This window comes from Acrocarpospora pleiomorpha, from assembly GCF_009687885.1.
GTDB classification, from domain to species: Bacteria; Actinomycetota; Actinomycetes; order Streptosporangiales; family Streptosporangiaceae; genus Acrocarpospora; species Acrocarpospora pleiomorpha.
In genome coordinates this window covers 1-11,463 of the sequence record NZ_BLAF01000129.1, presented here as the reverse complement: position 1 = coordinate 11,463, position 11,463 = coordinate 1, and the positions used below count along the sequence as shown (strand labels likewise).

The window sequence follows — 11,463 nt, the reverse complement described above, 5'->3', positions numbered from 1 at the left end:
GCGGTGTGGATTCGGTGGTGGAGGGCCTCGGTGTAGCGGGTGAGGATCAAAGTGGTGAGTTCGGGGGCCGCGCCGAGGACGTCCGACACCGTGTGAGCGCCTGCGGAGAGGGTTTCCCTGGTTACCTTGTCGGCGAAATGGCCGGGGGCCAGGAGGTAGGGGGCCACGACCACGCGGGGGGCGCCGGTGCGGAGGAGACGGGTTACCTCGGCGGCGGGCGTAGGGGTGGTGGCGGAGGCGAAGGCGGGGGTGACCGACCACCAGGGGCGGGAGCGTGACCACTCGGCGGCCAGGCGGGTGATCGTCGCGTTGGCGCGAGGGTCGCTGGATCCGGCCGAGACGAGGACGACGGCGGTATCCGGGTCGCCCAGGGGGACTCCCGCCTCGGACAGGCGGCGTTCGAGAGCCGCGGTCAGCAGCCGATGCGGGCCGAGGGCGTCGCCCAGATGCACGGAGAGGCGGGGACGGCGGGCGGTGGCCTCGCGGAGGGCGGCGGGGATGTCGACGCGGGTGTGGTACGCCGCCGTGAGCAGCAATGGCAGGACCACCGCCGTGTCCAGGGTGGCCAGGGCTTTGGCGAGGGTGGGTGGGGCGTGGTCCAGATAGGCGGTGCGGATGTCGAGGTCGGGGCGCGCGAGCCGTACCTGATCGAGGAGGGTGGCCACTACGGCGGCGGCGCGCGGGTCGCGGGACCCGTGTGCCACCGCCACCAGCGGGATTACAGGTGAATGCCGCATTCGATCTTTCCCAGGCCCGCCCAGCGGCCGGCGCGCGGGTCCTCGCCGGGGGCGACCTGACGGGTGCAGGGGGCGCAGCCGATGGACGGGTAGTTGTCGTAGTGCAGCGGGTTGATCAGGACGCCGTTGTCGGCGATGTAGTTGTCGACCTCGTCCTGGGTCCAGCGCGCGATCGGGTTGACCTTCACCATCTGCCGCTTCGCGTCCCATTCGACCACGCGGGTGTTCGCGCGGGTGGGCGACTCGTCCCGGCGAATGCCCGACACCCACGCCAGGTACGGCTCCAGCGCCCGGTTCAACGGCTCGACCTTACGGAGAAAGCAGCACAGGTCGGGATTGCGGCCATGCAGGCGGGGGCCCAGGTCACGATCCTGCTCGGCGACCGTCCGGGACGGCGTCACGTTGATCACGTTGACCGGGTAGACGGCCTCGACCGCGTCCCGGGTGCCGATGGTCTCCGCGAAATGGTAGCCCGTGTCGATGAAAAGCACGTCGACGCCCGGCTTGACCCGGCTGACCAGGTCGATCAGCAGGGCGTCGCTCATCGAGGAGGTCAGACAGAGGCGGTCGCCGAACGTGGCCGCGGCCCAGCGGATGATCTCGCGCGCGGGGGCGTCCTCCAGGAACTCGGCGGCGGACTCGACGATGCTCTGCAGGTCGAGAACGCCGCGCTGACGCTCCAAGCCGACTTCAATGTCCACCAATGTCATCTCATTACTCCTCATCACGTCGTGGGGGTTACGAACGCACGCCTATGCCGAGAAATTTCACCCGGAAGGCGCGGGCGCAGGCCCGGCAGTACCACCCGTACGGCTCCTCGTCGGAGACGTAGGGTTCCAGGTCCTCGTCGCCGCAGTAGGGGCAGTAGAACGGGACGGCGCGCTCGCTCACTTGAGGTCGCTCTCGTCGGCCCGCTGGACCCAGGCGGCGAAGGTCTCGCCGTCGTTCTTCTGCTTGCTGAAGTTGGTGACCACGCGCTCCACGTAGTCGGGAAGCTCCTCGGCGGTGGCCTTCAGGCCGCGCACCTTGCGCCCGAAGCCGGGCGTGGCGCCGAGCGAGCCGCCCAGGTGGATCTGGAAGCCCTCGACCTGCTCGCCGCGTTCGTTGACGACGAGCTGGCCCTTCAGGCCGATGTCGGCGACCTGGATGCGGGCACAGGAGTTGGGGCAGCCGTTGACGTTGATCGTCAGCGGGTCCTTGAAGTCGGGGAGCCGGTTCTCCAGCTCGTGGATGAGCGTGGTCGCGGTCGCCTTGGTCTCGACGATCGCGAGCTTGCAGTACTCGATGCCGGTGCAGGCCATCGTCTGGCGGCGGAACGTGGACGGGTTGACGTGCAGGTCGGCGGCCTCCAGCTCGGCCACGACCGAGTCGACCTGGTCGGGGGCGATGTCGAGGATGACCATCTTCTGCTCGACCGTGGTGCGGACCCGGTCGGAGCCGTGCCGTTCGGCGATGTCGGCGATCCGGTGCAGGGTGTCGCCGTCCACGCGGCCGACCTTGGGGGCGAAGCCGACGTAGAAGTTGCCGTCCCGCTGGGGGTGCACGCCGACGTGGTCGCGGCGGCCGCCTCTCGGCTGCTCGGGAGCCGGGCCGTCGGGGAGCTCGTAGCCGAGGTACTCCTTCTGGAGCACGTCGCGGAAACGCTCGGGGCCCCAGTCGTTCATCAGGAACTTGATCCGGGCGCGGTGGCGCAGGCGGCGGTAGCCGTAGTCGCGGAAGATGCCGACCACGCCGCCGTACACGTCGGCGACCTGGTCGGGGCGGACGAACACGCCGAGGCGCTTGCCGATCATCGGGTTGGTGGACAGGCCGCCGCCGACCCACGCGTCGAAGCCGGGCTCGCCCGCCTCGTTGACGACGCCGACGAAGGCCACGTCGTTGATCTCGTGCACGGTGCAGTGCGCGGGGCAACCGCTGACCGCCGACTTGAACTTGCGCGGCAGGTTGGAGAACGCCTTGTCGCCGATGAACTTCTCGTAGATCTCGGCGACCTGGGCGGTGCCGTCGATGACCTCGTCCACGTCCACGCCGGCCAGCGGGCAGCCGAGGATCACGCGGGGGGTGTCGCCGCAGGCTTCGGTGGTGGACAGGCCGACCTCTTCGAGACGGCGCCAGATCTCCGGGACCGACTCCACCTCGACCCAGTGCAACTGCACGTTCTGGCGGTCGGTGATGTCGGCGGTGCCCCGGCCGAACTCGTTGGAGATGTCGGCGATGACCCGGAGCTGGTGGAGGCTGAGCTGGCCGCCGTCGATGCGGATGCGGAGCATGAAGTAGCGGTCGTCCAGCTCCTCCGGCTCCAGGATCGCGGTCTTGCCGCCGTCGATACCGGGCTTACGCTGCGTGTACAGCCCGTACCAGCGCATCCGGCCGCGCAGGTCGGCGGGGTCGATCGAGTCGAAGCCGCCCTTGGAGTAGATGTCGATGATCCGCTGACGGACGTTGAGGCCGTCGTCGTTCTTCTTGTTCTCCTCGTTCTTGTTCAGCGGCTCCCGGTAGCCGAGGGCCCACTGGCCTTCGCCACGCGGGCGCTTGTGGTGCCGGTTGCCTGGGCGGGCCGGGGTGCTCATGGCTGGTCCTTTTCCGAGGAGCTGGGGCACTGGGCGGCGCGCTGAGCAGGCTTCCTCCCGCCTCGCCGTCGAGTGCGGGGGCACACAAAAAGACGCCTGCTCACGCGCCTGCGATCAAGAGAAAGAGGCGACGGTCAACGGGCGTCAGTACAGATGGCGCTGCGGACACGCAGAAGGTCGACGTGGCGTCGCACGACGAGCATCGGATCCGCAGGCATGTCCCAACGATACCCCGCGCACCACAGATGTCCAAGTTCGGGTCCAGAGTGTGGACTCTGATCACTAAGGGTCAGCCTTGTCTGAGCCAGTTCTCGGGCGGTTCCTTCTCGGTGGTGGGAGGTTGGTGCTGGCAGTCGCACCAGGAGCCGCCGCGGCAGTCCTCGTGGTGCCGGTTCTTGCAGGCTTCGCAGATCACAGTGAGATCCTGCCCAGCCTGCCGGTGTGGGAGAGTCGGGGGGTGAAGCTTCTCGGGTTCGTGCTGAATGTGATCTGGCTGGTGTTCTGCGGGATCTGGATGGCGCTCGGGTATGTGGTCGCGGGGATCGTGTGCTGCGTGCTGATCGTGACGATTCCGTTCGGCATCGCGGCCTTCAGGATCGCGGGATATGTCTTGTGGCCCTTTGGGCGCACCACGGTGGCGAAGCCTGGGGCGGGAGCGCCGTCGTTGGTGGGGAACGTGATCTGGGTGATCTTCGCCGGGTGGTGGCTGGCGCTCGGGCATATCATCACGAGCGTCCCGCTGTTCGTGTCGATCATCGGGATCCCGTTCGGGTGGGCGAACCTGAAGATGATCCCGATCTCGTTGATGCCGCTGGGGCGCGAGGTGGTGCCCACGGACCGGAAGTTCGGGCAGCGTTGATGCCCTGGTGGGTAAGGGACCGTATTCTGGGCTGCTAAAGATCCGTACTATTCGCCGCCGTTGGCGGGTAGTCCGTGGTTGAGCCCAGGATTCCACGAATACGGTTGGATGCTATGACGTCCACGGACGCGCCGTCGCGTAGGACCCGCCATACGGTGGGGCACAAGTCACGCCTCGGGATGGCGCGTGCCCGGGCCGGGATGGAGCGCCTGGCCGGGACCGGATTCTGGGCGCTGGTCAAGGCGACCACGATGGCGGGCGTCAACTACCGGGTCACCGGCCTCGCGGGCGAGGCGGCCTTTTTCGCGCTGCTGTCGCTGCCGCCGTTCGCGCTCGGGCTGCTGGGCGTGCTGGGGCATCTGAGCGGCATGCTGGGCGCGGAGACGATCGTCGCCATCCGGCAGTCGGTGATCCAGAACGCCGACCTGCTGTTCAGCCCGGACGCGATGAAGAGCGTGGTCGAGCCGCTGCTCAGCGACGTGCTCGATGGGGGCGAGGTGTCGCTGATCTCGGTGGGGTTCCTGCTCTCGTTGTGGTCGGGGTCCCGCGCGCTGTTCGTGTATGTGGACCTGATCTCCATCGCGTACGGACTGGGGGAGACCCGGGGGATCATCAGGACCCGGCTGATGTCGTTCGGCCTCTACCTGGCGGCCCTGCTGATCGGCCTGGTGGTGATGCCGATCCTGGTGATCGGGCCGACCCTGCTGGCCACCGCGCTGCCCGGCTACGAAGGGCTGGTCGGGGTGCTCTACTGGCCGGTCGTGATCGTCGGCTCGGTGCTGATGCTGACCATGCTCTACCACGTCAGCGTGCCGCGGCGGACGCGCTGGTGGCGGGAGGTCCCGGGGGCGGTGCTGGCGCTGCTCATCTGGATCCTGTGCGCCGCCGTGCTGCGCGAGGTGCTGGCCGCCTGGTTCCAGCCGCTGTCCATCTACGGGTCGCTGGCCGCGCCGATCGCGGTGCTGCTGTGGCTTTACATCACCGCGCTGGCCGTACTCATCGGGGCCACCCTTAACGCCGAGGTTGACCGGTTGTGGCCGCTGGCCGGAACCGGCCGCCGGGTGGAGTAGCTCCCGTCGCCGCGGACGGCTCCGATAAGGTGGCAGGGTCGCGACTGGCGCTGACGTCGCCCTGCGGGCGCGTCGCTAGGTGGGGCACCACCGGGGAGCGAACCTGCGGAGGCCGTGCGCCTGGGTCACCGCGGCTGTCAACGTGGACAAGGAAGGCGCCATGGCTGAGAACTCGTTGCACGTCGTCGATCCGGAGATCGCCGAGCTGATCAAGGCGGAGGAGCGGCGGCAGGCCGACACGGTCAAGCTGATCGCCTCGGAGAACTACGTGTCCAAGGCCGTCCTCGCGGCGACCGGGACCGTGCTGACCAACAAGTACTCCGAGGGTTACCCGGGCAAGCGCTACTACGAGGGCCAGCAGGTCATCGACCAGATCGAGGCCCTGGCCATCGAGCGCGCCAAGGCCGTGTTCGGGGTCAACCACGCCAACGTCCAGCCCTATTCGGGCTCGCCCGCCAACCTGGCCATCTACCTGGCCTTCCTGCAGCCCGGCGACACGGTGATGGGCATGGGCCTGCCGTTCGGCGGCCACCTCACCCACGGCTGGTCGGTCTCCGCGACCGGCAAATGGTTCAACCCCGTGCGGTACGGCGTGCGTAAGGACACCGGCCGGATCGACCTGGACGAGGTCCGCGAGATCGCCCTCAGGGAACGCCCCAAGCTGATCTTCTGCGGCGGCACGGCGATTCCGCGCACGATCGACTTCCCGGCGTTCGCCGAGATCGCCAAGGAGGTCGGCGCGGTCCTGGCGGCCGACATCGCGCACATCGCCGGTCTGGTCGCGGGTGGGGCGCATCCGTCGCCGGTCGGGCACGCGGACGTGATCTCCACGACCACCCACAAGACGTTGCGCGGCCCCCGTGGCGCGATGCTGATGGCCACCTCCGACGAGCACGCCACGGCGATCAACAAGGCCGTCTTCCCCGGCCTGCAGGGTGGGCCGCACAACCACACGACCGCCGCCATCGCGGTGGCGCTGCACGAGGCCGCCACCGAGGAGTTCCGCGACTACGCGCGCCAGGTCGTGCTGAACGCGAAGGCTCTGGCGGAGGAGCTGATCAGCCGGGGCTTCGACCTGGTTTCTGGCGGCACCGACAACCACCTGATCCTGATGGACCTGACGCCCAAGGGCATCGGCGGCAAGCCGGCCGCGCAGGCCCTGGACAAGGCCGGTCTGGAGACCAACTACAACTCGGTTCCGTTCGACACGCGCAAGCCGTTCGACCCGTCCGGGATCCGGATCGGCACCGCCGGGGTGACCAGCCGGGGCATGGGCGTGGCCGAGATGCGCCAGATCGGCGCCTGGATGGACCAGGTCGTCTCCGCCCTGGCCAAGGACGAGGACGAAGCCAAGCACGTGATCACCCGAGTCCACGGCGAGGTCCGCGAACTCACCTCGCACTTCCCGGCCCCGGGTCTCAGCTGACCTTTTCCTGGTTGCTCGCCGTTATCCGGCGCCGCTCACGTCCGCGTTGGTTCTCACCGCACCGGCACCAAAGGCGGCCGGCCCTTCGGCGCTGGTGAACTTTCGAGGGTCCGCGTTCCAGATGTGGTTCGCGGGCCCTCGATCGTGTTTCGGCTGCCTGTGCGCGCGGTGAGGCCCGCGCTTGTGTGTTGTGGGTAATTCGTTTGCTGGCGGGTTGGGGTGTTCGGTAGGGTGTTTCGCGTTGGCCGTCCGGTCGAGGGTGGTCGTGGAGGAATGGGAGGTGAGGACATGCGGGTGTTTCTGACGTGCCTGCCGTCCAACAGCCTCCCGGTGTGCCTCTGAGCTGAGGGCCCGGGTTTTCCGAAGGGTTTCCTCCATTGTTCTCGCCAGAATTCTCTGGTTCTTTTGATCTTGTAAAGCTCGGGTGGCAGGAGTCCGCCGAGCTTCCTGAGGGCCTGGTGCCCGCCCGGGTCGCCCGCGTCGATCGCGGTGTGGCCGAAGTCCTGGCCGCGGATGGCCAGCATCAGGCCAAGTACGGCGCCCGGATCCGCCGGGCCTCCGCCGAGAATCCCGTCGAACTGCCCTGCGTGGGCGACTGGGTGGCGCTGCGCTACCTGCCGGAAGGGCGGTACGAGCTCGATCACGTCCTGCCGAGGTCGAGCGCGTTCGTCCGGGGCGGGGTGGGACGGGTGTCCCGGGGCGGCCTGTCGGGGGACGGGCAGGGCCACGTGCTGGCCGCCAACGTCGACGTCGTCTTCGTCACCGAGCCGTCCATGCACGCGAGCGACTTCGCCGACCTCGGCCGGATCGAGCGCATGGTCGCGCTGGCCTGGGAGAGCGGCGGCACGCCGGTGGTGCTCATCACCAAGGCCGACCTGTTCGATCATGGCCTGGACGAGCTGCTGGCCGACGTGGCCGGGGTCGCGCCCGGCGTGGACGTGCACGCGGTGTCCTCGCTCACCGGGGACGGGGTGGACGTGGTCCGTACCTATTTGGACGGCGCGAAGACCGCCGTCGTGCTCGGGCCGTCCGGCGCGGGCAAGTCGACGCTCGTCAACGCCCTCGCCGAGGACGGCGTCATGGAGACGCAGCAGGTGCGGGCCGGAGACGGCCGGGGACGGCACACGACCGTGCACCGCGAGATGATCCTGCTGCCCAGCGGCGGCCTGATCATCGACACCCCCGGCATCCGCCGGGTCGGCCTGTACGACATCAGCGACGGCGTCGACCTGGTCTTCTCCGACATCGAGGAACTGGCGGAGAACTGCCGTTTCGGCGACTGCTCGCACACCTCGGAACCGGCATGCGCCGTGCTGGCGGCTGTGGACTCCGGCGACCTGCCGGAACGCCGGCTGGAGAGCTGGTTCAAGCTCCAGCGGGAGGCCGCCTGGATGGCCCGCCGCAGCGACGCCCGCCTCCGGGCGGAACAGGTCCGCCAGTGGAAGATCATCCACAAGTCGGTCCGGGGCCGCTACCGCCCGTGACGCGTGTCGGGCGATTGGGTCGGGTATGTCAAGGATTGTGGCTCGGATGGAAATAGCGCTTCCGTTCGTGGACCGGGAGGAGGCGGGCGAACTGCTCGCCGAGGCCCTGGTCGGCCTGAGGCTGCCCGACCCGGTTGTCCTGGCGCTGCCGCGCGGGGGAGTGCCGGTGGCCGTCCCGATCGGGGCGCGGCTGGACGCGCCGGTGGACGTGCTGGTCACCCGGAAGATCGGTCATCCGGCTCAGCCAGAGCTTGGCCTGGGCGCGATCGCCGAGGGCGGCGAACCGGTCTTCGATCACTCCATGCTGCGAAATGTCGGGCTGGAGCCGGAGGATCTGTCAGTGATCGTCGCCCGGGAGCGCGATGAGCTTGCCCGCCGGGTCGAGGCCTACCGGGGCGGCCGCAGCCTGCCACCCCTGGCCGGACACGACGTCATCGTGGTCGACGACGGCCTCGCCACCGGCGGCACCGCCAGAGCCGCCCTCCGCGCGGTCCATACGATCATGCGCACCCAGGACCAGACCGCCGTAGACCGGACGACTAGGCCATCCGGAAAGCGGGATGGCGCGCCAGGCCGACCGAGGGCCGCCGCGCCAGGTCGGGGAACAACCGCCGAGCAAGGCCGACGGGACCCACGCCCGGGCACGGTCACGCTGGCTGTTCCGGTGGCCGCCAAGCAGACAGTGCAGGCGTTGGCCGGCGAGGCTGACGAACTCGTCGTGCTGGCCGTGCCCTCCCACTTCCGGGCCGTCGGCCAGCACTACATATCGTTCGACCAGCTCACCGACGCCGACGTGCTGTCGCTGCTGGCCAGGGGCTCAGCTCAGTAGGACCAGGATGAGGGCGAGTGCGGCGGGGGCCGCCTGGACGTACAGGATTCGGCGGCTGACGGTGGCGGCGCCGTACAGGCCGGCGGTGAGGACGCAGGCGAGGAAGAAGGTGAGGACGGCGGGGTCGCGGCCGAGGAGGCCCCAGATGAGGCCTGCGGCGAGGAAGCCGTTGTAGAGGCCCTGGTTGGCGGCGAGGGTGCGGGACTGGGCGGCGAAGTCGGGGGTGGTGCCGAAGGCGGCGCGGCCGCGGGGGGTGGTCCAGAGGAACATTTCCAGGATCAGGATGTAGACGTGAATTGCGGCGACGACGCCTACCAGGACATATGCAGCGACGATCAACGTTATCTCCGATATAGAGCGCGCCTTGACGTTAGGTAATCGACGGTCACGTACGGTGATTTCGTGGACGCTTTGGATCTGGCGCGGTGGCAGTTTGGGATCACCACGGTCTACCACTTCCTGTTCGTGCCCGTCACCATCGGCCTGGCGTTCCTGGTGGCGATCCTGCAGACGGTGTGGCTGCGCACGGGCAACGAGGCGCACCTCCGGGCGACCAAGTTCTTCGGCACCCTCTTTCTGATCAACTTCGCGATGGGCGTGGTCACGGGCATCGTGCAGGAATTCCAGTTCGGGATGAACTGGAGCTCCTACTCGCGATTCGTGGGGGATGTCTTCGGGGCTCCGCTGGCGATCGAGGCGCTGCTCACGTTCTTCCTGGAGTCCGTCTTCCTCGGCCTGTGGATCTTCGGGTGGAATCGCCTGCCGCGGCTGGTGCACGCCGCGTGCATCTGGCTGGTCGCGATCGGCTCGGCCCTCTCCGCGTACGCCATCCTGGTCGCCAACTCGTTCATGCAGTGGCCGGTCGGGTTCGCGGTGCGCGGTTCCCGGGCCGAGCTCACCGACTTCGGCGCCGTGTTCGGCAACAAGGTCGCGCTGGCCACCTTCCCGCACGTGCTGCTGGCCAGCTGGCTGACCGGCGGCGTGCTGATGGCCTGCGTCGCGGCCTGGCATCTCAGGCGCGGCCGCAACGTGGCGGTGTTCCGCATGCCGATGCGGCTGGCCATGGCCGTGACGGTCATCACGGGCACGGGCATGCTGTTCACCGGCGACAACCTGGCCAGGATCATGGTGCAGACCCAGCCGATGAAGATGGCCGCCGCCGAGGCGCTCTACGAGACCGCCCAGCCCGCGCCGTTCTCCCTCTTCACGATCGGCACCCTGGACGGCTCCGAGCCGATCTTCTCGATCGGCGTCCCCGGCCTGCTGTCGTACCTGGCCACCGGCAGCTTCGACGGCAAAGTTGAGGGCATCAACAACATTCAAGCCCAATATCAGAAAATTTACGGACCTGGCCACTATGTGCCCTACATTCCGATGGCCTACTGGGCGTTTCGGCTCATGATCGGGTTCGGGATGCTGGCCGTGCTGATCGCGTTGGTGATGCTCTGGCTGACCCGGCGAGATCGCCTGCCTGAGAACAAATGGGTATGGACAGCGGCGATCTGGGCGGTCATCCTGCCGTTCCTGGCCAACAGCTTCGCCTGGATCTTCACCGAGATGGGCCGCCAGCCCTGGATCGTGTTCGGCCAGATGAAGACCGCCGCGGGCGTCTCGCCCAACGGCATCGGCCACGTCCTGACCTCCCTGGCCGCCTTCACTCTCCTGTACGGCGCGCTCGCCGTCATCGAGGTCCGCCTCCTGCTGAAGTACGGCAGGCAGGACCCACCCCCCGAGCAACCCGCCACCGAGGACGACGGCCCGCTGGCCTTCGCGTACTGACCCGGAGCTGAGATGGACCTGACCGACGTCTGGTTCGCCGCGATCGCGGTGTTGTGGATGGGCTACTTCATCCTGGAGGGCTTCGATTTCGGGGTGGGCGCGCTGCTGCCGGTCCTGGCCTCCGGCGACACCGAACGCCGGGTGATGATCAACACGATCGGCCCGGTCTGGGACGGCAACGAGGTCTGGCTGATCACGGTGGGCGCCGCCATGTTCGCCGCGTTTCCGGAGTGGTACGCGACACTGTTCAGCGGGTTCTACCTGCCGATGCTGGTCATCCTGCTGACGCTGATCGTGCGCGGGGTGGCGTTCGAGTACCGGGCCAAGCGGGACAGCGTGCGCTGGCGGCAGGGGTGGGATCGGTGCCTCATCGCCGGGTCGATCGTGCCGGCGGTGTTGTGGGGGGTGGCGTTCGGGAACATCGTGCGGGGGGTGGAGCTGGACACGCGGCACGAATATGTGGGGAGTTTCTGGGATCTGCTCAACCCGTACGCGCTGCTCGGCGGCCTTACCACTTTGGCGCTATTTGTCACCCATGGGGCGATATTTCTGGCGTTGAAGACAGAGGGGGAGATCCGGGTGAGGGCGGGGGCGCTGGCCCTGAAGGCGGGGGTCGTGGCGGGGGCGCTCGTGGCCGGGTTCCTGGTGTGGAGCCAGTTCCATGGCGGGTCGGCGGTGTCGATCGCGCTGGGGGTCGTCGCCGTGGTCG

General features: G+C 68.4%; 13 protein-coding genes and 1 riboswitch. Of the genes, 7 read left to right on the top strand and 6 right to left on the bottom strand.

Translation table 11 applies throughout. The features are described 5' to 3' along the window. The 5 genes from Aple_RS51200 to Aple_RS56600 form a co-directional block, all read right to left on the bottom strand. The coding region (locus Aple_RS51200; RefSeq protein WP_155352080.1) for a sirohydrochlorin chelatase at positions 1–737 on the bottom strand (737 nt) is incomplete at its 3' end. Continuing rightward, positions 719–1,447: a phosphoadenylyl-sulfate reductase gene (locus Aple_RS51195; RefSeq protein WP_155352079.1), complete on the bottom strand. Its 729-nt coding sequence runs from the start codon at positions 1,445–1,447 to the stop codon at positions 719–721. The genes Aple_RS51200 and Aple_RS51195, both read right to left, overlap by 19 nt. A 28-nt stretch (positions 1,448–1,475) precedes the next feature. Further along, positions 1,476–1,628 (bottom strand): Insertion element protein, encoded by a 153-nt coding sequence (locus tag Aple_RS51190; RefSeq protein ID WP_155334811.1) that lies wholly within the window; start codon positions 1,626–1,628, stop codon positions 1,476–1,478. After that, entirely contained in the window at positions 1,625–3,307 is a 1,683-nt protein-coding gene (locus Aple_RS51185; RefSeq protein ID WP_155352078.1) for a nitrite/sulfite reductase, read from the bottom strand. The genes Aple_RS51190 and Aple_RS51185 overlap by 4 nt, the downstream gene beginning before the upstream one ends. Before the next feature lie 134 nt (positions 3,308–3,441). Beyond that, complete coding sequence (locus Aple_RS56600) at positions 3,442–3,525, bottom strand: putative leader peptide (RefSeq protein WP_372453654.1); 84 nt, start codon at positions 3,523–3,525, stop codon at positions 3,442–3,444. Between the two features lie 239 nt (positions 3,526–3,764). On the opposite strand from Aple_RS56600, the gene Aple_RS51175 reads away from it, so the two are divergent. The 5 genes from Aple_RS51175 (at position 3,765) to Aple_RS55380 (ending at position 8,975) form a co-directional block, all read left to right on the top strand. Next, positions 3,765–4,166, top strand: a complete 402-nt coding sequence (locus Aple_RS51175; RefSeq protein WP_155352076.1) for a YccF domain-containing protein — start codon at positions 3,765–3,767, stop codon at positions 4,164–4,166. A gap of 113 nt (positions 4,167–4,279) precedes the next feature. Beyond that, positions 4,280–5,236 (top strand): YihY/virulence factor BrkB family protein, encoded by a 957-nt coding sequence (locus Aple_RS51170; RefSeq protein WP_246265658.1) that lies wholly within the window; start codon positions 4,280–4,282, stop codon positions 5,234–5,236. Positions 5,237–5,266: 30 nt separating this feature from the next. Continuing rightward, a riboswitch (ZMP/ZTP riboswitch) is annotated at positions 5,267–5,369 on the top strand. 9 nt (positions 5,370–5,378) lie between these two features. After that, positions 5,379–6,662 (top strand): serine hydroxymethyltransferase, encoded by a 1,284-nt coding sequence (glyA, locus tag Aple_RS51165; RefSeq protein WP_425544287.1) that lies wholly within the window; start codon positions 5,379–5,381, stop codon positions 6,660–6,662. Between the two features lie 458 nt (positions 6,663–7,120). Beyond that, positions 7,121–8,146 (top strand): ribosome small subunit-dependent GTPase A, encoded by a 1,026-nt coding sequence (gene rsgA, locus Aple_RS51160; protein ID WP_246265655.1) that lies wholly within the window; start codon positions 7,121–7,123, stop codon positions 8,144–8,146. A 46-nt stretch (positions 8,147–8,192) separates the two neighbouring features. Next, on the top strand, positions 8,193–8,975 hold the full coding sequence (locus tag Aple_RS55380) for a phosphoribosyltransferase (protein WP_246265648.1): 783 nt from the start codon (positions 8,193–8,195) through the stop codon (positions 8,973–8,975). Here the strand turns inward: Aple_RS55380 and Aple_RS51150 are convergent. After that, positions 8,964–9,314, bottom strand: coding sequence for a DUF1304 domain-containing protein (locus tag Aple_RS51150; RefSeq protein WP_155352072.1), 351 nt, complete (start codon positions 9,312–9,314; stop codon positions 8,964–8,966). The two genes, Aple_RS55380 and Aple_RS51150, sit on opposite strands and share 12 nt — an antisense overlap. 63 nt (positions 9,315–9,377) lie before the next feature. Here Aple_RS51150 and Aple_RS51145 point away from each other — a divergent pair, with 63 nt between their 5' ends. Beyond that, positions 9,378–10,754, top strand: a complete 1,377-nt coding sequence (locus Aple_RS51145; protein WP_155352071.1) for a cytochrome ubiquinol oxidase subunit I — start codon at positions 9,378–9,380, stop codon at positions 10,752–10,754. Between the two features lie 12 nt (positions 10,755–10,766). Next, positions 10,767–11,463 (top strand): cytochrome d ubiquinol oxidase subunit II (cydB, locus tag Aple_RS51140; protein WP_155352070.1); only part of this gene is annotated, 697 nt, incomplete at its 3' end.